Here is a 21,491-nt window from a genome sequence, read left to right on the forward strand (position 1 = left end):
ACATCCGCAAAGGCGCGCGGTCTAACACGATGGTACACTTTCTGCTTTCCGCCCCACTGTGAAACTCAGGGCGTATTTTTATGATTCCATTGAATGGAATACACGCATTTGCATAAGAAATTGGATAGTCATTAAGTAGGGGTTCACATGCAGGGCACCAGAATTCATCTTATAGTTGGTGGGCTGCTATTGGCTGCCGCCAGTAGCAGCGTGCAGGCTGAAGCACTACAACCCGATCCTGCCTGGCAGCAGGGGTCGCTGGCCAACGGGTTTTCATGGCAGATTCTCGACACGCCGCAGCGGCCAAGCGACCGCGTGGAACTGCGGCTGATCGTCAATACCGGCTCCCTGGTGGAGTCTTCGCAGCAGACCGGCTTCGCCCATCTGCTGCCGCGGCTGGCGTTGGCGCGCAGCGAAAGCTTTACCGCGCCGCAGCTGCGCGCCCTGTGGCAACAGAGCGTGGATAACGAGCGGCCGTTGCCGCCGGCGATCATCTCGTATGATTTCACCATGTATAACCTCAGCCTGCCGAACAACCGGCCCGACCTGCTGAAAGAAGCGCTGGCCTGGCTGGCGGACACCACCGGCAAACTGGCGATCGACGAGCATACGGTGCATGCGGTGATGAATTCCAACATCAATCCGGTCGGCACTTTCCCGCCCAATACCAAAGATGCCTGGTGGCGTTACCGCCTGAAAGGCTCGACGCTGCTGGCGCACGATCCGGCGCAGCCGGCGAAACGGCCGGTCAATCTCGAACAGCTGAAGAAATTCTATCAACAGTGGTATACCCCGGACGCCATGACGCTGTTCGTGGTCGGCAAGGTGGACAGCCGCAGCCTGGGCGAACAGATCAACAAGGCGTTCTCGCCGCTGCAGGGCAAACGTGAAACCCCGGCCCCGATGCCGACGTTGACGCCGCTGCCGCAGCAGCCGGTAAGCCTGATCAGCGAGCAGGTGAAGCAGGATACGCTGTCTATCATGTGGGATTCGCCGTGGCATCCGATTCGCGATTCGCAGAGCCTGCTCCGCTACTGGCGTGGCGATCTTGCCCGAGAGGCGCTGTTCTGGCATCTCCAGCAGACGTTGGAAAAAAGCGACCAGAAGAACCTGCATCTGGGCTTTGACTGCCGCGTGCAGTACCAGCGCGGGCAGTGCGCCATCCATCTGGATACGCCGAACAACAACCTGAACGGCAGCCTGGGCTTTATCGCCCGCGAGCTGGCCAACGTGCGTGACAACGGCCTGTCCAAAGAGGAATTCGATGCGTTGCTGGCGCAGAAAAACGATCAGCTGAGCAAGCTGTTCGCGACCTACGCCCGCACCGATACCGACGTGCTGATGAGCCAACGCCTGCGTTCGCAGCAGAGCGGGGTGGTGGATATCGCGCCGGAGCTGTATCAGAAGCTGCGCCAGGAGTTCCTGTCCAGCCTGACGCTGGAGACGCTGAATCAGGCGCTGAAGCTGCAGCTTTCTCAGGAGGCGACGCTGGTGCTGATGCAGCCGAAGGGCGAGCCGGAAATGAGCATGAAGCAGCTGCAGGAAACCTATGACGGCATCATGATGCCGGCGCCGGCGGTGGTGACGGAAGAAGCCAAACCGGCCGACACCGCGGTGGCTGCGCCGGCGACGGACGCCAGCGCGCAGTAATGCGCAGCAGGGGGCTCAGGCCCCCTCAGTTGCGGTACAGCACCTTGATGATGTGGTAACCGAACTGGGTTTTGACCGGGCCGTAAGGTTTGAGCAGTGGGATGCTGAACACCGCTTTATCGAACGCCGGCACCATCGCGCCCTTGTTGAATTCGCCCAGCGAGCCGCCGTTGCGTTTTGACGGGCAGCTCGAGTATTTGCGCGCCAGCGTGTCGAAGCTGACGCCGCGCTTCAGCTTGGCCAGCAGCTCGTTGGCCAGCTTTTCATTGTCTACCAGAATGTGCAGGGCGCACGCCGTTTTTGCCATGGTAATGCCTTTGTCGATGCGAAAATTGCGCTGATTATACCCGCTAAATCTCATCGGCGCTTTCTGCTACAATTCCCTTCCACGTTTTACAGTCGAGCAAGCCAGCACCATGCGATTAAACCCCAGCCAACAACAAGCCGTCGAATTCGTTACCGGGCCCTGCCTGGTGTTGGCCGGTGCCGGTTCCGGCAAGACGCGCGTTATCACCAACAAGATAGCCCACCTGATCCACCACTGCGGCTATCAGGCGCGGCACATCGCCGCCGTGACCTTTACCAACAAGGCCGCACGCGAGATGAAAGAGCGCGTGTCGCAAACCCTGGGGCGTAAAGAGGCGCGCGGGCTGATGATTTCCACCTTCCATACCCTGGGGCTGGAGATCATCAAACGGGAATACGTGGCGTTGGGGATGAAGTCCAACTTCTCGCTGTTCGATGACCAGGATCAGCTGGCGCTATTGAAAGAGTTGACCGAAAAGTGGCTGGAAAGCGACAAAACGCTGGTGGCGCAGCTGATCTCGACCATCTCCAACTGGAAAAACGACCTGATCGATCCTCAGCGGGCGGCGGAGTTGGCGCGCTCGGAGCGCGACAAGCTGTTCGCCCACTGCTACGGCCTGTACCACGCCCATATGCGGGCGTGCAACGTGCTGGACTTCGACGACCTGATCCTGTTGCCGACGCTGTTGCTGCAACGCAACGAAGAGGTGCGCGAACGCTGGCAGCAGCGTATTCGCTATCTGCTGGTAGATGAGTACCAGGATACCAACACCAGTCAGTACGAGCTGGTTAAGCTGCTGGTGGGCAACCGCGCGCGCTTTACCGTGGTGGGTGACGACGACCAGTCGATCTACTCCTGGCGCGGCGCGCGGCCGCAGAACCTGGTGCTGCTGAAGGAAGATTTCCCGGCGCTGCAGGTGATCAAGCTGGAGCAAAACTACCGTTCCAGCGAGCGTATCCTGAAGGCGGCTAACATTCTGATCGCCAATAACCCGCACGTATTTGAAAAACGGCTGTTTTCCGAGCTGGGGTATGGTGAAGAGCTGAAAGTGGTGACCGCCAACAACGAGGATCACGAAGCCGAGCGGGTGGTGGGGGAGCTGATCGCCCACCACTTCGTGAAAAAGACCAACTACGGCGACTATGCGATCCTGTACCGCGGTAACCACCAGTCGCGGGTGTTTGAAAAGATGCTGATGCAGAACCGCATCCCGTACAAGATTTCCGGCGGCACGTCGTTTTTCTCGCGCCCCGAGATCAAGGATCTGCTGGCCTACCTGCGCGTGCTGACCAACCCGGAGGACGACAGCGCCTTCCTGCGCATCGTCAATACCCCCAAGCGCGAGATCGGCCCGGCGACGCTGCAGAAGCTCGGCGAATGGGCCAACCAGCGCAACAAGAGTTTATTCCACGCCAGTTTCGATCTGGGGCTGAGCCAGCACTTGACCGGGCGCGGGCTGGAGTCATTGCAGCGCTTTACCCATTGGCTCGGCGGTATCGCCCAGCAGGCGGAACGTGAGCCGGTGGCGGCGGTGCGCGATCTGATCCGCGGCGTGGACTATGAGAGCTGGCTGTTTGAAACCTCGACCAGCCCGAAGGCCGCCGAAATGCGGATGAAGAACGTCAACACGCTGTTCGGCTGGATGACCGAGATGCTGGAAGGCAACGATCTGGACGAGCCGATGACGCTGACCCAGGTGGTGACACGCTTCACCCTGCGCGACATGATGGAGCGCGGTGAAAGCGAAGAAGAGCTGGATCAGGTACAGCTGATGACGCTGCACGCTTCCAAAGGGCTGGAGTTCCCCTACGTATTCCTGGTGGGCATGGAAGAGGGCCTGCTGCCGCACCAGAGCAGCATCGATGAAGATAATGTCGATGAAGAGCGGCGTCTGGCCTATGTGGGGATCACCCGCGCGCAAAAAGAGCTGATCTTCACCCTGTGTCGCGAGCGCCGTCAGTACGGCGAACTGGTGCGGCCGGAGCCGAGTCGCTTCCTGCTGGAACTGCCGCAGGACGATTTGGCGTGGGAAACCGAGCGCAAAGTGGTGAGCCCGCAGGAGCGGATGCAGAAGGGGCAGAGCCATCTGGCCAATATCCGCGCCCAGCTGGCCAAGGCCAAAGGCGGGAATTAAAAAGACAGGGCGCGAATCGCGCCCTGGTCATTTCAACGCTGTTCTTCCAACCGCAGCGTCCAGTGGACGTAGCTCTGCCAGTGGCTTTCCTGCTCCAGCGCCTCGGCGCGCAGCGGATGCTGTTCCAGCCAACCCGGCGGTAAGATCACCGTCAGTTCATCGTCCTGATTGGCGCGTAACCGCACCGCCGGCAGCGTGTCATCGCGGCGGCGGCTGGCGAAGATGATCGCCAGGCGCAAAATGCGGCACAGACGCTGCGCAGTGCGCGGCGGCAGGGCGTTTTGCTGGTTCAACAGCGACAGGTCGAGGGTGTTGCTCTGGTTTTGCAGCAGGGTGGCCAGCAGTTTTTTCTGCGCCGGGGTAAAGCCGGGTAAGTCCAGGTTGCGGATCAGGTAAGCGGCGTGTTGCGGCGCCTGCTTGAAATCGACGCTGAGGCCGAGTTCATGGATCAGACTGGCGCTGTGCAACAGTTCGCGACATCGCGCATCCAGCTGCCACTCGTTGGCGACCTGCTGCGAGAAGTTGGCGGCGAGTTGGCTGACGCGTTCGGCCTGCTCGGTGTCGATCAGGTAGCGACGCTGCAGGTTGCGGATGGTGCGGATGCGAATATCCTGCTCCACCGGCAGATGCAGCATGCCGTAAACCAGGCCTTCACGCAGCGCCCCGCCGGCCAGCATCATGCTCTCGATGCCCAGCTCCTGGAAGATGGCCAACAGAATGGACAGGCCGCTCGGGAAGACCAGCGCGCGCTCCAACGTCAACCCTTCGATCTCCAGCTCTTCCAGCTTGCCGCACTGAATAGCGCGCTGTTTCAGCTGGCGCAGTTTGGGCAGGGTGATGCGTTCATCCATGCCTTGCGCCACCATGATCTCCTGCAGCGCCTGCACGGTGCCGGAAGCGCCGACGCAGATCTGCCAACCTTGCTGGCGCAGCTGCGGTGCGATCGGCCGCACCATTTCGCGCGCGGCCTGTTCGGCGCGTTCGAAGTTTTCTTGCCCGAGGTTGCGATCGCTGAAATAGCGCTCCAGCCAGGTAACGCAGCCCATCGACAGGCTATACAGCTGCGATGCCTGTGCGCCGGTGCCGGTGACCAGTTCGGTGCTGCCGCCGCCGATGTCGACGACCAGCCGCCGATCCGGCCCGCCGGTGGTGTGCGCGACGCCGTGATAAATCAGCCGCGCCTCTTCTTCGCCGCTGATCACCTGCACCGGGCAGCCGAGGATTTGCTCGGCAACCTGCAGAAACTCATCGGCGTTGGACGCCAGGCGCAGCGTGGCGGTGGCGACGACGCGGATCTGCTCGCGCGGAATGTCCTGCAGGCGTTCGGAGAACAGCCGCAGGCACTGCCAGCCGCGTTGCATGGCCTCATGCGACAGGTGATTGTTCTGATCCAGCCCGGCCGCCAGGCGCACCTTGCGCTTGATCCGCGCCAGAGTCTGAATGCTGCCGGCTACCTCGCGCACCACCAACATGTGGAAGCTGTTGGAGCCGAGATCGATGGCAGCATAAAGCGTGCTGGAACTGAGCATGGCGATCAGCTCGAACGTTTACGGTTGCTGCGCGGCGCACCGCCGCGACGAGGCGCGGAGTTGCGACGTGGGCCGTTGCCGCCGCGCGGACGCGACAGGCGCTTCGGCGCCGGCAAATCGGTCAGCAGCGCATCGCTGTTGTACTTGCTCACCGGAATGCTGTGGTCGATATAGGTCTCGATCGCCGGCAGGTTGAGCGCGTACTCTTCACACGCCAGGCTGATGGAGTGGCCGCTGGCGCCTGCGCGGCCGGTACGGCCGATGCGGTGCACGTAGTCTTCGCAGTCGTCAGGCAGATCGTAGTTGAAAACGTGCGTGACGGAAGGGATGTGCAGACCGCGCGCGGCGACGTCGGTGGCGACCAGGATATCGAGGTTGCCTTTGGTGAAGTCGTCGAGGATACGCAGGCGTTTTTTCTGCGCCACGTCACCGGTCAGCAGGCCAACGCGGTGACCGTCGGCGGCCAGATGGCCCCAGATGTCTTCGCAGCGGTGCTTGGTGTTGGCGAAGATGATGGCACGATCCGGCCACTCTTCTTCGATCAGCGTCTGCAGCAGACGCATTTTTTCTTCGTTGGACGGGTAGAACAGCTCTTCTTTAATGCGGTGGCCGGTTTTCTGTTCCGGTTCCACTTCAACATATTCGGCGTTGTTCATCTGCTCGAAGGCCAGCTCGCGTACGCGATAGGACAGGGTGGCGGAGAACAGCATGTTCAGGCGTTGATCGGCCGCAGGCATGCGGCGGAACAGCCAACGGATGTCTTTGATAAAGCCGAGATCGTACATGCGATCGGCTTCATCCAGCACGACGACCTGCATCGCGCCGAGATCGACATAGTTCTGTTTGGTGTAATCGATTAAACGGCCGGTGGTGCCAATCAGAATGTCCACGCCGCTTTCCAGCACTTTCAGCTGCTTGTCGTAGCCGTCGCCGCCGTAGGCCAGGCCCAGTTTCAGGCCGGTGCTCTGGGAGAGCGCTTCTGCATCGGAGTGGATTTGCACCGCCAGTTCACGCGTAGGCGCCATGATCAAGGCGCGCGGCTGATTGGTCTGGCGATCCTGTTTCGCCGGGTGAGTCAGCAAATAGTGAAAAGTAGACGCCAAAAACGCCAGCGTCTTTCCGGTACCGGTTTGCGCCTGACCTGCAACGTCACGCCCGGAGAGCGTGAGCGGCAATGCTAACGCCTGGATGGGCGTGCAATTGTGAAACCCTTTTTTCTCAAGGGCTTCAAGGACTAACGGGTGCAGGGCGAAGTCGGAAAACTTCTGTTCGGTCAAGTGTGTTTTGCTCATAGTGTGGTAGAATATCAGCTAACTATTGCTTTACGAAAGCACATCCGTTGAAATAAACGCGGTGCAATAAAATCACCTTGAGTTGGTTAATGCTACACCAACAAGGTAGACATAATCCTGTGGAGTAGAACATGAGCGATAAAATTATTCACCTGACTGACAGCAGCTTCGAAGCCGATGTGCTGAAAGCGGAAGGGCCGATCCTGGTCGATTTCTGGGCTGAATGGTGTGGGCCGTGCAAGATGATTGCTCCGATTCTGGATGAGATTGCCGAAGAGTTCGAAGGCAAACTGACCATCACCAAGCTGAATATCGATCAGAACCCGGCTACCGCGCCTAAGTACGGTATCCGTGGTATCCCTACGCTGTTGCTGTTCAAGAACGGTGAAGTGGCCGCGACCAAGGTTGGCGCGTTGTCCAAAGGTCAGCTCAAAGATTTCCTGAACGCGAATCTGTAATCGGGCGGGAAGCCCAGTATCAGGCGCCTGGCGGTGATGTTCAATTCACCGCTAGACGCCTGCCAAGAAGCGTGTTAAGTTTAACCACACTGCATATAGAACTTGCCCGAAGTTTTAAATCTAAAGAGTTTGAATCTAAAGCTATACTCTGTGTCGAACCACTGGCGTTGAAAGTAAACTGAACTCAGCCCGTGTTTTGGCAATCAAACGGTTTTGCAAAAATCATTTTTAAGGTACCTTCGATCTTCAACCGTCAATGCGTGCGCCCGATGTAAGCCATTTCTTACCGCGACGGCTCTGCGCCCGGTGATCGAACGTCCAGTAAACAGGCACGCATCTCGCTGCCATACCATTCACGATACAAGTTCGAGACATACCCCGAGTTTAAGAACCCACCACTATGAATCTTACCGAATTAAAGAATACGCCGGTTTCTGAGCTGATTACTCTCGGCGAAAATATGGGGCTGGAAAACCTTGCCCGCATGCGCAAGCAGGACATTATCTTCTCCATTCTGAAGCAACATGCGAAAAGCGGAGAAGATATCTTCGGCGACGGCGTGCTCGAGATATTGCAGGATGGATTCGGTTTCCTCCGCTCTGGAGACAGTTCCTACCTCGCCGGTCCCGACGACATCTACGTATCCCCTAGCCAAATCCGCCGCTTCAACCTCCGCACAGGTGACACCATTTCCGGTAAGATTCGTCCGCCAAAAGAAGGCGAGCGCTATTTTGCCCTGTTGAAAGTCAACGAAGTCAACTACGACAAGCCGGAAAACGCCCGCAGCAAGATCCTGTTCGAGAACTTGACGCCGCTGCACGCCAATTCCCGTCTGCGGATGGAGCGCGGCAACGGTTCGACCGAAGACCTGACGGCGCGCGTACTGGATCTGGCGGCGCCGATTGGCCGCGGCCAGCGTGGCCTGATCGTGGCACCGCCGAAAGCCGGTAAAACCATGCTGCTGCAGAACATTGCGCAGAGCATCGCCTACAATCACCCTGACTGCGTGTTGATGGTGCTGCTGATCGACGAACGTCCGGAAGAAGTGACCGAGATGCAGCGTCTGGTGAAAGGCGAAGTGATCGCATCGACCTTCGACGAACCGGCTTCGCGTCACGTGCAAGTGGCCGAAATGGTGATCGAGAAGGCCAAGCGCCTGGTTGAACACAAGAAAGACGTGATCATTCTGCTCGACTCCATCACCCGTCTGGCGCGTGCCTACAACACCGTGGTACCGGCCTCAGGCAAGGTGCTGACCGGTGGTGTGGACGCCAACGCCCTGCATCGTCCGAAGCGCTTCTTCGGTGCGGCACGTAACGTGGAAGAGGGCGGCAGCCTGACCATCATCGCGACCGCGCTGGTTGATACCGGTTCGAAGATGGACGAAGTGATCTACGAAGAATTTAAAGGTACCGGCAACATGGAATTGCACCTGGCGCGTAAAATCGCCGAGAAACGCGTATTCCCTGCGATCGATTACAACCGCTCCGGTACCCGTAAAGAAGAGCTGCTCACCACCTCCGAAGAGCTGCAAAAAATGTGGATCCTGCGCAAAATCATCCATCCGATGGGGGAGATTGACGCGATGGAGTTCCTCATTAATAAGTTGGCGATGACTAAAACCAACGATGAATTCTTCGATATGATGAAACGCTCATAATTCGTTAAAAAATTCGCTGAACGCCACGCCTAGTCGTGGCGTTTTTCGCTTTTGGCGGATACGATAAGTAGCAGTAATGGAAAAGTAAGTTGTTTCCTCGACTTATTGAGAATTCTTCTTGTTTGTCGGTCGGTTTCTCGCCGGTCGGCTTTGCTGCTGTCGTTTTGTCAGCCGAAGCGAAGAAAATAGGCATGAATCACCGTTGTCATAGGAAATGACCGAAAGGTGGCGGGGGCCGATGGCACAAGCTATTGCCCGTGGTAAGCTGCCTTATCTTCTACAGAGATCTGTTAACTGTGAACTTACTCACTATGAGTACTGAAATTCTATTTGTTTTCCTGTTTTCTTTGGCTTTTCTCTTTGTTGCCCGCAAGGCGGCAAAACGTATTGGTCTGGTAGATAAACCCAATTATCGCAAACGCCATCAGGGGCTGATTCCGCTGGTCGGCGGTATTTCCGTTTATGCAGGGCTGTGCTTCGCGTTTTGGATTTCTGAACAACCTATCGCGCACGCCAAGCTTTATCTTACCTGCGCCGGCATTCTGGTGTTTGTGGGCGCGCTCGACGATCGTTTCGACATCAGCGTTAAAATCCGCGCCCTGGTGCAGGCGTTGGTCGGCATCGCCATGATGGTGTTCGCTGGCCTCTATCTGCGCAGCTTCGGCCATGTGCTGGGCGACTGGGAGATGCTGCTGGGGCCGTTCGGCTATCTGGTGACGCTGTTCGCGGTATGGGCGGCGATCAACGCCTTCAACATGGTCGACGGCATCGATGGCCTGCTGGGGGGCTTGTCGTGCGTCTCCTTCGGCGCGCTGGGTCTGTTGCTGTACCTGAGCGGCCATCATGAGCTGGCGTTCTGGTGCTTTGCGATGATTGCCACCATCGTTCCCTATATTTTGCTCAACCTCGGCATCCTTGGCCGCCGTTATAAGGTGTTCATGGGGGACGCCGGCAGTACTCTGATCGGCTTTACCGCCATTTGGCTGCTGCTGCAAAGCTCGCAGGGAAAGGCACACTCGATTAACCCGGTGACCGCGCTGTGGATCATCGCTATTCCGCTGATGGACATGATAGCAATCATGTATCGTCGTTTACGCAAGGGGATGAGCCCCTTCTCTCCCGATCGTCAACATATTCACCACCTGATCATGCGCGCCGGCTTTACGCCGCGGCAGGCTTTCGTGTTGATCACCCTGGCGGCCGCATTGCTGGCGGCGGTTGGCGTGATCGGCGAACGCCTGACTTTTATCCCAGAGTGGGTTATGTTGGCATTATTCTTGCTTGCTTTCTTCCTGTACGGTTACTGCATCAAGCGCGCCTGGCGGGTTGCGCGGTACATTAAGCGTATCAAGCGTCGCCTGCGGCGTTCGAGCGATAACAAGCAAGTATCTTAACCAGAGGCTTTTTGGCTGTGATGAATCCAGAAACAACGTCTGACAAGCATACCCCGGCGGTGGATAACGAACTCGATATCCGCGGCCTGTGCTGCACCCTGTGGCGCGGCAAACCGTGGATTATCGGCATTGCGGTGCTGTTCGCGGCGGTCGCGCTGATCGTCTCTTATCTGGTTAAGCAAGAGTGGAGTGCGACCGCCATCACGGATAGACCTACGGTGAATGCGCTGGGCGGTTACTACTCGCAGCAGCAGTTCCTGCGTAATCTGGACGTGCGCACGCTGCCGGCGACGGCCGGCGATCAGCCGAGCATCGCGGACGAAGCGTACAATGAGTTCATCATGCAGCTGGCGGCCTACGATACGCGTCGCGATTTCTGGCTGCAGAGCGATTACTACAAGCAGCGTCAGGAAGGGGATGCCCGCGCCGATGCGGCGTTGCTCGACGAGCTGATCAACAACATCCTGTTCACGCCGCGCGACGACAAGAAAGTGCCGAATGACGGCGTGAAGCTGACGGCGGAAACCGCCGCGGACGCCAACCGCCTGCTGCGCCAATACGTGGCCTTCGCCAGCCACCGCGCAGCCCTGCACCTGAACGAAGAGATCCAGGGGGCGTGGGCCGCTCGCACCACCTCGATGAAGGCGCAGGTCAAGCGCCAGGAAGCGGTGGCGGAGTCGGTTTACAAGCGTGAGCTGAACACCACACAGCAGGCGTTGAAAATCGCCGAGAGCCAGGGGATAAGCCGTACGCAAACCGACACTCCGGCCGAGCAACTGCCGGATTCGGATTTGTTCCTGCTGGGCCGGCCAATGCTGCAGGCGCGTCTGGAAGGCCTGCAGGCTTCTGGCCCGACCTATGACCTAGATTACGAGCAGAACCGCGCGATGCTGGCGACGCTGAACGTTGGTCCGACGTTGGATGAGAAGTTCCAGACCTATCGCTACTTGCGTACGCCGGAAGAGCCGGTAAAACGCGACAGCCCACGCCGGGTCTTCTGGCTGATTCTGTGGGGCGCGATGGGCGCTTTGGTTGGCGCGGGTGTTGCCTTGGCGCGTCGGCCGCGTAGTTAAAAATAATATAATAATCTGATGCAGGGCGCGTGAGCGCCCCATTCGCAGGCGGGGCCTGCGATTAACCGACCAAAAGAGATTCGCTGTGAAAGTGTTGACTGTTTTCGGCACCAGGCCGGAAGCCATTAAAATGGCGCCGCTGGTACATGCACTGGCCCAGGATGAGGCCTTTGACGCAAGAGTCTGCGTAACGGCACAGCATCGTGAGATGTTGGATCAGGTATTGCGGTTGTTTGAGATTACGCCGGATTACGACCTGAACATCATGAAACCCGGTCAGGGGCTGACGGAAATCACCTGCCGCATCCTGGAAGGGCTGAAAGGGGTGCTGGAAGACTTCAAACCGGACGTGGTGCTGGTGCACGGCGATACCACCACCACGCTGGCGACCAGCCTGGCGGCGTTCTATCAACGCATCCCCGTCGGGCATGTCGAAGCCGGGCTGCGCACCGGCAATCTGTATTCTCCCTGGCCGGAAGAGGCCAACCGCAAACTGACCGGCCATCTGGCGATGTACCATTTTGCGCCAACCGAAAACTCGCGCCAAAATCTGCTGCGCGAGCTGCTGCCGGACAACCGTATTTTCGTGACCGGCAATACGGTGATCGACGCGTTGTTCTGGGTGCGCGACCGCGTGATGAGCGATACCGCGCTGCAGGCTGGCCTGGCGCAGCGTTACCCGTTCCTCGACGCTGACAAGAAACTGATTCTGGTCACCGGCCATCGCCGCGAAAGTTTTGGCGGCGGCTTTGAGCGAATTTGCAGCGCGCTGGCGGAGATTGCCCGCAACCACCCGGAAGTGCAGGTCGTGTATCCGGTGCATCTCAATCCGAACGTCAGTGAGCCGGTGAATCGCATCTTGAAAGGCATCGACAACGTCATGCTGATCGAACCGCAGGATTATCTGCCGTTTGTCTATTTGATGACTCAGGCCTATATGATCCTGACCGATTCCGGCGGTATTCAGGAAGAGGCGCCATCGTTAGGCAAACCGGTGCTGGTGATGCGCGACACCACCGAACGCCCGGAAGCGATAGATGCGGGCACGGTACGCCTGGTCGGTACCGATGTAGCCAAAATTGTTGAAGCGGTGACCCGGCTGTTGACGGACGAAAGCGAATATCACGCGATGAGTCGGGCGCACAACCCATACGGTGACGGGCATGCCTGCCAGCGTATCCTCGAAGCTTTAAAGAACCATCAGGTGACACTATGAGTTTTGACACTATTTCGGTTATCGGCCTGGGTTATATCGGCTTGCCAACGGCGGCGGCGTTCGCTTCCCGCAGGAAAAAAGTGGTGGGTGTAGATGTTAACCAACATGCGGTAGATACCATTAACCGCGGTGCGATCCACATCGTCGAGCCGGATCTGGACAAAGTGGTCAAGGACGCCGTCGACGGTGGTTTCCTGCAGGCGGTGACCAAACCGCTGGCGGCCGATGCATTCCTGATCGCGGTGCCTACGCCGTTCAAGGGCGATCACGAGCCGGATCTGGCCTATGTCGAAGCGGCGGCGAAATCGCTGGCACCGGTGCTGAAAAAGGGCGATCTGGTGATCCTTGAGTCCACCTCGCCGGTGGGTGCCACCGAACAGATGGCGGAATGGCTGGCGCAGGCGCGCAGCGATCTCAGCTTCCCGCAACAAGCGGGCGAAGCGGCGGACGTGAATATCGCCTACTGCCCGGAGCGCGTGCTGCCGGGGCAGGTCATGGTGGAACTGATTCAAAACGACCGCGTGATCGGTGGCATGACGCCGAAGTGTTCGGAACGTGCCAGCGCGCTGTACAAGATTTTCCTCGAGGGCGAATGCGTGATCACCAACTCGCGCACTGCCGAGATGTGCAAGCTGACGGAAAACAGCTTCCGCGACGTGAATATCGCCTTTGCCAACGAATTGTCGTTGATCTGCGCCGAACAGGGGATCAACGTCTGGGAACTGATCCGCCTGGCGAACCGCCATCCGCGGGTGAATATTCTGCAGCCGGGGCCGGGCGTCGGCGGTCACTGCATCGCTGTCGATCCGTGGTTTATCGTGGCGCAGAACCCGCAGCAGGCGCGCCTGATCCACACCGCTCGCCTGGTGAACGACGGTAAACCGCTGTGGGTGGTCGACCGGGTGAAAGCGGCGGTGGCCGATTGCCTGGCCGCCACCGACAAGCGCGCGTCCGAGGTCAAAATTGCCTGCTTCGGCCTGGCCTTCAAGCCGAATATCGACGATCTGCGTGAAAGCCCGGCGGTAGAGGTCGCACATCTGATTGCCGAATGGCACGTCGGCGAAACGCTGGCGGTGGAACCGAACGTTGAACAGCTGCCGAAGTCGCTGGCGGGTCACGTGACGTTGACGCCAATCGCTGAGGCGTTGCAGCAGGCCGATGTGATCGTGATGTTGGTCGATCACCAGCAGTTCAAGGCTATCAGACCGGAAGAAATCAAACAAAACTGGGTGGTCGATACCAAGGGGGTCTGGCGTTGAAACGTATTTTAGTTACCGGTGGTGCCGGTTTCATTGGCTCCGCAGTCGTGCGGCACATCATTGAGGCCACCGGCGATAGCGTGGTGGTGGTGGATAAGCTGACCTATGCCGGTAACCTCGAGTCTTTGGCGGTGGTGGCTGATAGCGAGCGCTATGCTTTCGAGCAGGTCGACATCTGCGATCGCGCCGAGCTGGATCGGGTATTTGCCCAGTATCAGCCGGACGTGGTGATGCACCTGGCGGCGGAAAGCCACGTCGATCGCTCTATCGACGGCCCGGCGGCCTTTATCGAGACCAACGTGGTTGGCACTTACACTATACTGGAAGCGGCGCGCCATTACTGGCAGCCTTTGGCGGCGGAGAAGAAGCAGTCTTTCCGTTTCCATCATATCTCCACCGATGAAGTGTACGGTGACCTGCACGGCACCGACGATCTGTTCACCGAAACCACACCGTATGCGCCGAGCAGCCCCTATTCCGCCTCCAAGGCGTCGAGCGATCATCTGGTGCGCGCCTGGTTGCGCACCTACGGTTTGCCGACTCTCGTGACCAACTGTTCGAATAACTACGGCCCTTATCACTTCCCGGAGAAGCTGATCCCGCTGGTGATCCTGAATGCGGTGGCCGGCAAACCGCTGCCGGTATACGGCAACGGCGCGCAGGTGCGTGACTGGCTGTATGTCGAGGATCACGCGCGCGCGCTGTATCAGGTCGTGACCGAAGGCGTGGTGGGCGAAACTTACAATATCGGTGGTCATAACGAGCGCAAGAATATCGAAGTGGTGCAGACCATTTGCGATCTGCTGGAAGAGCTGGCACCGAACAAGCCGCAGGGCGTGGCGAACTACCGCGATCTGATCACTTATGTGAAGGATCGCCCGGGCCACGATATGCGTTACGCTATCGACGCCGGCAAAATCGATCGTGAGTTGGGCTGGCGGCCGCAGGAAACCTTCGAAAGCGGACTTCGCAAAACCGTGGTTTGGTACCTGAACAACGAAACCTGGTGGCGCCGGGTGCAAGACGGCTCTTATGCCGGTGAGCGTTTGGGGCTGTCAGATTAATTTAACGCCGTGCCGCTTTGCAACGGTACGGCGGGCTTTGGAGTCTGTATGAAAGGCATTATTCTGGCTGGCGGTTCCGGTACGCGTCTGCATCCGATTACTCGTGGCGTGTCCAAGCAACTGCTGCCGATCTATGACAAGCCGATGATCTATTACCCGTTGTCGGTACTGATGCTGGCGGGAATCAAAGACATTCTGATTATCTCCACGCCGGAAGATCTGCCTTCATTCAAGAGGCTTTTGGACAGCGGCGAAGCATTCGGCATTAATCTCAGCTATGCCGAACAGCCAAGTCCCGATGGCCTGGCTCAGGCATTTTTGATCGGCGAAGAATTTTTGGCCGGTGAGCCGAGCTGTCTGGTATTGGGTGACAATATTTACTTTGGTCAGGGGTTCAGTCCCAAGCTGAAAAGCGTTGCAGCGCGCACCACCGGCGCGACCGTGTTTGGCTATCAGGTGATGGATCCCGAGCGCTTTGGCGTGGTGGAGTTTGACGACCACTTCCGCGCGCTGTCGATCGAAGAAAAGCCAGTTAAACCGAAGTCTAACTGGGCAGTGACCGGCCTGTACTTCTACGATAGCCAGGTGGTGGAGTTTGCCAAACAGGTGAAGCCTTCTGAGCGCGGCGAGCTGGAAATCACCAGCATCAACCAGATGTATCTGGAGCGCGGAGAGTTGGCTGTCGAGCTGCTGGGGCGTGGTTTCGCCTGGTTGGATACCGGCACGCACGACAGCTTACTGGAAGCCAGCAGCTTCGTACAGACGGTCGAGAAACGTCAAGGCTTTAAAATCGCCTGTCTTGAGGAGATCGCCTGGCGCAATGGCTGGCTGGACGATGAGGGCGTGAAACGTGCGGCTCAGACACTGGCCAAAACCGGTTACGGCAAATATTTACTGGATTTATTGCATGCGCGTCCACGCCAGTATTGAACCGCTGCAGTGGGAGAGCGACTTCTTCCACTTGGAAAGCGCCAAGTTACATTTCGATAACTCGGCGGCGTCTGTAGCTGAAGCTGATTTGAACGCTTATGCATTGGTGCAAGCCAAAATCCCCGCTTGCCGCCTGGAGTGGGCCGATGCGCTGTCGGCGCTGGGATTCCGGCTGGTCGAAGGGGAAGTGGACCTGGCAGTGAACGTTGCGCCGGAAAGCACGACGGCCGATGTCGCTTCGGCGGCTGCGGTGCGTCTGGCCGTTCCCGAGGATATCCCGTCATTGCGCGCTGCCGCCGGTGAGGTGTTCGCCGCCAGCCGGTTTCGTGCACCGTGGTACGATCGCGCCGATAGTGGGCGATTCTATGCGACCTGGATCGAAAAAGCGGTGCTGGGTACCTTTGATCATCAATGCTTGTTGGTATTGAACAACCAGGGGCAACCCGAAGGCTTTGTCAGCCTGCGTGACATTGGCGGCCAGGAAATGCGTATCGGTCTGCTGGCGGCTTTTCCCGGCGTATCCGGCCGGGGCATTGGCACTCGGCTGATGACGGTGGCGATCGCCGAATGTCGGCGTCAAGGTATGCAGCGCCTGCGGGTCGCGACCCAGATAAGCAATATCGCCGCATTACGACTCTATCAACGACAGGGTGCCGTGATTGAAAGCACCGCGTACTGGTTATACAGAGGTAGACATGATTCCATTTAACGCACCACCGGTTGTTGGCACTGAACTGGAATATATGCAGGCTGCTATGGGCAGCGGCAAGCTATGCGGCGACGGCGGCTTTACCCGCCGCTGCCAGCAGTGGATGGAACAGCGTTTCGGCAGTGCGAAGGTGTTGCTGACGCCTTCCTGCACCGCGTCGTTGGAAATGGCCGCCATCCTGCTGGATATACAGCCGGGTGACGAAGTGATCATGCCGAGTTTTACCTTCGTTTCCACCGCCAACGCCTTTGTGCTGCGCGGCGCCAAAGTGGTGTTCGTCGACCTGCGTCCGGATACCATGAACATCGACGAAACCAAAATCGAAGCGGCGATCACCGATAAAACCCGCGCGATTGTGCCGGTGCACTATGCCGGCGTTGCCTGCGAGATGGATACCATCATGGCGCTGGCGAAGAAATATAACCTGTTCGTGGTGGAAGACGCCGCGCAGGGCGTGATGTCGACCTACAAAGGCAAGGCATTGGGCACCATCGGCCATATCGGCTGCTTCAGCTTCCATGAAACCAAAAACTACACCGCCGGCGGCGAAGGCGGCGCGACGCTGGTGAACGATCCGGCTCTGATCGATCGGGCGGAAGTCATCCGCGAGAAGGGCACCAACCGCAGCCAGTTCTTCCGTGGTCAGGTGGACAAATATACCTGGCGCGACATCGGTTCCAGCTATCTGATGTCTGACCTGCAGGCCGCTTACCTGTGGGGCCAGCTGGAAGTGGCGGAACGCATCAACCAGCGCCGTTTGGCACTGTGGCAGAAGTACTATGACAGCTTCCTGCCGTTGGCGAAGGCCGGCCGCATCGAGTTGCCGGTAATCCCGGCCGACTGCGTGCATAACGCGCACATGTTCTATATCAAGCTGCGGGATATCGACGATCGCACGGCCTTTATCGACTACCTGAAGGAAGCCGAGATCATGGCGGTGTTCCACTATATCCCGCTGCATGACTGCCCGGCCGGCGAACGTTTTGGTCGCTTTGCCGGCGAAGACCGTTATACCTCGCAGGAAAGCGCGCGCCTGGTGCGCTTACCGCTGTTCTACAATATGTCCGATGTCAATCAGCGTACGGTAATCAATACCATCCTGAGCTTCTTTGCCTGATATGTCGCTGGCAAAAGCATCGATATGGACCGCCGGCTCCACGCTGATCAAAATCGGCGTGGGGTTGTTGGTGGTGAAGCTGCTGGCGGTGGCGTTTGGCCCCAGCGGGGTGGGGCAGGCGGGTAACTTCCGCCAGTTGATTACCGTGCTGGGCGTGCTGTCCGGCGCGGGCATTTTTAACGGCATCACCAAATACGTGGCGGAGTACCACCAGGATCCGCAGCGTCTGCGTCTGGCGGTAGGCACCGCATCGAGCATCGTGCTGGGTTTTTCGACCTTGCTGGCGCTGGTGTTTCTGTTCGCCGCCGAACCGATCAGCATCGGGCTGTTCGGGCATGCCGATTACGTCGATGTGGTGCGCGCCGTCGCCTTCATTCAGATGGGCATCGCCTACGCCAACCTGTTCATGGCGGTGCTGAAAGGCTACCGCGACGCGATGGGCAATGCGCTGGCGGTGATCGGCGGCAGCCTGATTGGCGTGGTGGCTTATTACCTGTGCTTCACGCTGGGTGGCTATGAAGGCGCGTTGGCGGGGCTGGCGCTGGTGCCGGCGTTGGTGGTGTTGCCTGCCGGGCTGATGCTGTGGCGGCGCAAAACGTTGCCGCTGCGCTATCTGGCGCCGCGTTGGGACAAACTCGTGGCCGGCAATCTCGGCAAATTCACCCTCATGGCGTTGATCACGTCGGTGACGCTGCCGGTGGCCTACGTGATGATGCGTAACCTGTTGGCCGCCCATTACGGCTGGGATGAGGTGGGGATTTGGCAGGGCGTCAGCAGCATTTCCGATGCCTATCTGCAGTTTATCACCGCTTCGTTTACCGTCTATTTGCTGCCGACGCTGTCGCGGCTGACGGACAAGGGCGCCATCTCACGGGAGATCGTGCGTTCGCTGAAATTCGCGCTGCCGGCGGTAGCGGCGGCGAGCTTTATGGTTTGGGTGCTGCGCGATTTCGCTATTTGGCTGCTGTTCTCGGACAAGTTTGTCGCCATGCGCGATCTGTTTGCCTGGCAGCTGGTGGGCGACGTGCTGAAAGTCGGGGCCTATGTGTTCGGCTATCTGGTGATCGCCAAAGCGTCGCTGCGCTTCTATATCCTGACGGAAGTCAGCCAGTTTCTGCTGCTGACGGTGTTCTCGCACTGGCTGATCCCGCTGCACGGCGCGTTGGGGGCGGCTCAGGCCTATATGGCAACCTACATCGTGTATTTCGCGCTCTGTAGCTGCGTGTTCCTTATTTATCGTAGACGAGTATGACCATACTGATTCACGTTCTGGGATCCGATATCCCGCATCATAACCAGACGGTGCTGCGCTTCTTCAACGACGTGCTGGCGCCGCGTTTGCCGGCTGAGCAGACGCGGCATTTTATGGTGGCGGCCAAGGATGTGGCGGCACTGGGTGATTTCCCCGCCCTGAACATTGAGCCCTACGCAGACAAGAAAAGCCTGGCGGAGGCGGTCATCGCCCGTGCCCAGGCCGATCGCGATGCGCGTTTCTTCCTGCACGGCCAGTTCAATCCGGGGCTGTGGTTGGCGCTGCTGAGCGGCAAGATCAAGGCGCGTCAGGTCAGTTGGCATATTTGGGGCGCCGATCTGTATGAAGACGCCACCAGCTGGAAATTCCGGCTGTTCTATCTGCTGCGCCGCATTGCGCAGGGGCGTGTAGGGAACGTGTTTGCCACTCGCGGCGACGTGATTCACTACCAGCAGCGCCATGCGCGGGTGCCAGCCTCGCTGCTGTACTTCCCGACCCGCATGGATCCGGCGCTGACCGACGTTCACGTCGAGAAAAACCTGGCCGGGCCGATGACGATTCTGGTGGGCAACTCCGGCGATCGCAGCAATCGGCATATCGAAGCGCTGCAGGCGATCCATCAGCAGTTCGGCGCCGACGTGCGCGTGATCCTGCCGATGGGTTATCCGGCCAACAACGATGCCTACATCGAGCAGGTGCGCGCCGCCGGGTTGCCGCTGTTCGGCGAGAAAAACCTGCAGCTGCTCACGCAGCAGGTGGCGTTTGAGGACTACCTCAATATTTTACGCGCCTGCGATCTGGGCTATTTCATTTTCAATCGCCAGCAGGGAATTGGCACCCTGTGCCTGCTGATTCAGTTCGGCGTGCCTTTCGTGCTCAGCCGGCAAAACCCGTTCTGGCAGGATTTGGCGGAACAGCATCTGCCGGTGCTGTTCTACGGCGATTCGCTGGACGAGGCGGTGGTGCGCGAAGCGCAGCGTCAGCTGGCGGCGGTGGATAAACAGACGATCGCCTTCTTCAATCCGAACTATGTCGACGGCTGGCAGCAAGCCCTGGCGTTGGCGGCGGGAGAGCACTCATGACGTTGGCGCAATTCGGCGGCCTGTTTGTCGTCTATCTGGTCAGCCTGACGTTTATTCTGACGCTAACCTACCAGGAGTTTCGGCGCGTGCGCTTTAACTTCAACGTCTTCTTTTCGCTGCTGTATTTGCTGACGTTCTATTTCGGTTTTCCTTTGACCTGCCTGCTGGTGTTCCAGTTTGACGTCGAGGTGGTGCCGGTGGAGTTTCTGCTGTACGCCCTGCTGTCGGCGACGGCGTTTTACGCCATCTATTACGTCACCTACAAGACCCGGCTGCGCAAGCGCCGCACAGAGCCGCGTGCGGCGCTGTTTACCATGAACCGGGTCGAGACTCATATGACCTGGGTGCTGCTGGCATTGGTGGCGATCGGTACCGTTGGGATCTTCTTCATGCAGAACGGCTTCCTGCTGTTCAAGCTCAATTCCTACAGCCAGATTTTCTCCAGCGACGTGTCCGGCGTGGCGCTCAAGCGGTTCTTCTACTTCTTCATTCCGGCGATGCTGGTGGTCTATTTCCTGCGGCAGGATCTGCGCGCCTGGTTCTTGTTCCTGGTGGCGACGGTGGCGTTCGGTATTCTGACCTACGTGATCGTCGGCGGCACCCGCGCCAACATCATCATCGCCTTCGCGCTGTTCCTGTTTATCGGCATCGTGCGCGGCTGGATCACGCTGTGGATGCTGGCGGCGGCGGGCATATTCGGCGTGGTCGGCATGTTCTGGCTGGCGTTGAAGCGCTACAGCCTGGATGTCAGCGGCGCGGAAGCGTTCTATACCTTCCTCTACCTGACCCGCGATACCTTCTCGCCGTGGGAAAACCTGGCGCTGCTGCTGCAAAATTACGACAAGATCGATTTCCAGGGCCTGGCGCCGATCGTGCGTGATTTCTACGTCTTTATTCCAACCTGGCTATGGCCGGGCCGGCCGGACGTGGTGCTGAACTCGGCCAACTATTTCACCTGGGAAGTGCTGAACAACCACTCCGGGCTGGCGATTTCGCCGACGCTGATCGGTTCGCTGGTGGTGATGGGCGGTGCGCTGTTTATTCCGCTCGGCGCGATTCTGGTGGGCATGATCATCAAGTGGTTCGACTGGCTGTATGAGTTGGGCAAAACCGAACCGAACCGCTATAAGGCGGCCATTCTGCAAGGCTTCTGCTTCGGTGCGGTGTTCAACATCATCGTGCTGGCGCGCGAAGGGGTGGACTCTTTCGTGTCGCGCGTGGTGTTCTTCTGCATTATTTTCGGCGCCTGTCTGGTGCTGGCGAAGTTGCTGTATTGGTTGTTCGATACCGCCGGGCTGATCAAGGCCAGAGTGACGCGCGCCCGCGCGCTGGCGTCTCCGCCTCGGGCCAACGGTCTTTTGTAAG

General features: G+C 58.7%; 18 protein-coding genes. 15 read left to right on the top strand and 3 right to left on the bottom strand.

Annotated elements, in window-relative coordinates; all coding sequences use genetic code 11:
- Positions 1-147 precede the first annotated feature (147 nt).
- On the top strand, positions 148-1,650 hold the full coding sequence (locus C3F38_RS02965; protein ID WP_055317099.1) for a pitrilysin family protein: 1,503 nt from the start codon (positions 148-150) through the stop codon (positions 1,648-1,650).
- A 25-nt stretch (positions 1,651-1,675) separates the two neighbouring features.
- On the opposite strand, the gene ppiC is transcribed toward C3F38_RS02965, so the two are convergent.
- Positions 1,676-1,957 carry a peptidylprolyl isomerase PpiC gene (gene ppiC, locus C3F38_RS02970; RefSeq protein WP_004934175.1) on the bottom strand — a complete coding sequence of 94 codons (282 nt, stop codon included), beginning with the start codon at positions 1,955-1,957 and terminating at the stop codon, positions 1,676-1,678.
- Positions 1,958-2,066: 109 nt separating this feature from the next.
- Between ppiC and rep the strand changes: the two genes are divergently transcribed.
- Positions 2,067-4,091, top strand: a complete 2,025-nt coding sequence (gene rep / locus C3F38_RS02975) for a DNA helicase Rep (RefSeq protein ID WP_004934177.1) — start codon at positions 2,067-2,069, stop codon at positions 4,089-4,091.
- 32 nt (positions 4,092-4,123) lie between these two features.
- On the opposite strand, the gene ppx is transcribed toward rep, so the two are convergent.
- Both ppx and rhlB read right to left on the bottom strand, forming a co-directional pair.
- Entirely contained in the window at positions 4,124-5,620 is a 1,497-nt protein-coding gene (ppx, locus tag C3F38_RS02980; protein ID WP_048232357.1) for an exopolyphosphatase, read from the bottom strand.
- A gap of 5 nt (positions 5,621-5,625) precedes the next feature.
- Positions 5,626-6,912 carry an ATP-dependent RNA helicase RhlB gene (rhlB, locus tag C3F38_RS02985; protein ID WP_038874055.1) on the bottom strand — a complete coding sequence of 429 codons (1,287 nt, stop codon included), beginning with the start codon at positions 6,910-6,912 and terminating at the stop codon, positions 5,626-5,628.
- Between the two features lie 131 nt (positions 6,913-7,043).
- On the opposite strand from rhlB, the gene trxA reads away from it, so the two are divergent.
- From trxA to wzyE, 13 genes are all read left to right on the top strand, one after another.
- Positions 7,044-7,370, top strand: coding sequence for a thioredoxin TrxA (trxA, locus tag C3F38_RS02990; protein ID WP_004934187.1), 327 nt, complete (start codon positions 7,044-7,046; stop codon positions 7,368-7,370).
- 400 nt (positions 7,371-7,770) lie between these two features.
- Entirely contained in the window at positions 7,771-9,030 is a 1,260-nt protein-coding gene (gene rho, locus C3F38_RS02995; RefSeq protein WP_004934188.1) for a transcription termination factor Rho, read from the top strand.
- 296 nt (positions 9,031-9,326) lie between these two features.
- Positions 9,327-10,424, top strand: coding sequence for a UDP-N-acetylglucosamine--undecaprenyl-phosphate N-acetylglucosaminephosphotransferase (wecA, locus tag C3F38_RS03000; RefSeq protein ID WP_004934192.1), 1,098 nt, complete (start codon positions 9,327-9,329; stop codon positions 10,422-10,424).
- A gap of 20 nt (positions 10,425-10,444) precedes the next feature.
- Entirely contained in the window at positions 10,445-11,497 is a 1,053-nt protein-coding gene (gene wzzE, locus C3F38_RS03005) for an ECA polysaccharide chain length modulation protein (protein WP_048232362.1), read from the top strand.
- Positions 11,498-11,582: 85 nt separating this feature from the next.
- Positions 11,583-12,713 carry a non-hydrolyzing UDP-N-acetylglucosamine 2-epimerase gene (gene wecB / locus C3F38_RS03010; protein WP_055317098.1) on the top strand — a complete coding sequence of 377 codons (1,131 nt, stop codon included), beginning with the start codon at positions 11,583-11,585 and terminating at the stop codon, positions 12,711-12,713.
- Positions 12,710-13,972 carry a UDP-N-acetyl-D-mannosamine dehydrogenase gene (gene wecC, locus C3F38_RS03015; protein WP_055317097.1) on the top strand — a complete coding sequence of 421 codons (1,263 nt, stop codon included), beginning with the start codon at positions 12,710-12,712 and terminating at the stop codon, positions 13,970-13,972. The genes wecB and wecC overlap by 4 nt, the downstream gene beginning before the upstream one ends.
- On the top strand, positions 13,969-15,036 hold the full coding sequence (gene rffG / locus C3F38_RS03020; protein ID WP_055313310.1) for a dTDP-glucose 4,6-dehydratase: 1,068 nt from the start codon (positions 13,969-13,971) through the stop codon (positions 15,034-15,036). Before wecC ends, rffG begins: the two co-directional genes overlap by 4 nt.
- Before the next feature lie 48 nt (positions 15,037-15,084).
- A complete protein-coding gene (rfbA, locus tag C3F38_RS03025; protein WP_055317096.1) occupies positions 15,085-15,966 on the top strand; it encodes a glucose-1-phosphate thymidylyltransferase RfbA in 882 nt (293 codons plus the stop codon).
- Positions 15,944-16,675 (top strand): dTDP-4-amino-4,6-dideoxy-D-galactose acyltransferase, encoded by a 732-nt coding sequence (gene rffC / locus C3F38_RS03030; RefSeq protein ID WP_055317095.1) that lies wholly within the window; start codon positions 15,944-15,946, stop codon positions 16,673-16,675. The genes rfbA and rffC overlap by 23 nt, the downstream gene beginning before the upstream one ends.
- Positions 16,662-17,792, top strand: coding sequence for a dTDP-4-amino-4,6-dideoxygalactose transaminase (rffA, locus tag C3F38_RS03035; protein ID WP_038874070.1), 1,131 nt, complete (start codon positions 16,662-16,664; stop codon positions 17,790-17,792). The genes rffC and rffA overlap by 14 nt, the downstream gene beginning before the upstream one ends.
- A 1-nt stretch (position 17,793) precedes the next feature.
- The gene (gene wzxE, locus C3F38_RS03040) at positions 17,794-19,044 is read left to right on the top strand and encodes a lipid III flippase WzxE (RefSeq protein ID WP_055317094.1); all 1,251 of its coding nucleotides are present in this window, start codon (positions 17,794-17,796) and stop codon (positions 19,042-19,044) included.
- The gene (locus C3F38_RS03045; RefSeq protein WP_047729453.1) at positions 19,041-20,126 is read left to right on the top strand and encodes a TDP-N-acetylfucosamine:lipid II N-acetylfucosaminyltransferase; all 1,086 of its coding nucleotides are present in this window, start codon (positions 19,041-19,043) and stop codon (positions 20,124-20,126) included. The genes wzxE and C3F38_RS03045 overlap by 4 nt, the downstream gene beginning before the upstream one ends.
- On the top strand, positions 20,123-21,490 hold the full coding sequence (wzyE, locus tag C3F38_RS03050) for an ECA oligosaccharide polymerase (protein ID WP_038874075.1): 1,368 nt from the start codon (positions 20,123-20,125) through the stop codon (positions 21,488-21,490). Before C3F38_RS03045 ends, wzyE begins: the two co-directional genes overlap by 4 nt.
- The last annotated feature ends 1 nt before the right edge of the window (position 21,491 follow it).

Origin of the sequence: Serratia sp. SSNIH1 (assembly GCF_002935055.1) — a bacterium.
GTDB lineage: Bacteria > Pseudomonadota > Gammaproteobacteria > Enterobacterales > Enterobacteriaceae > Serratia > Serratia nevei.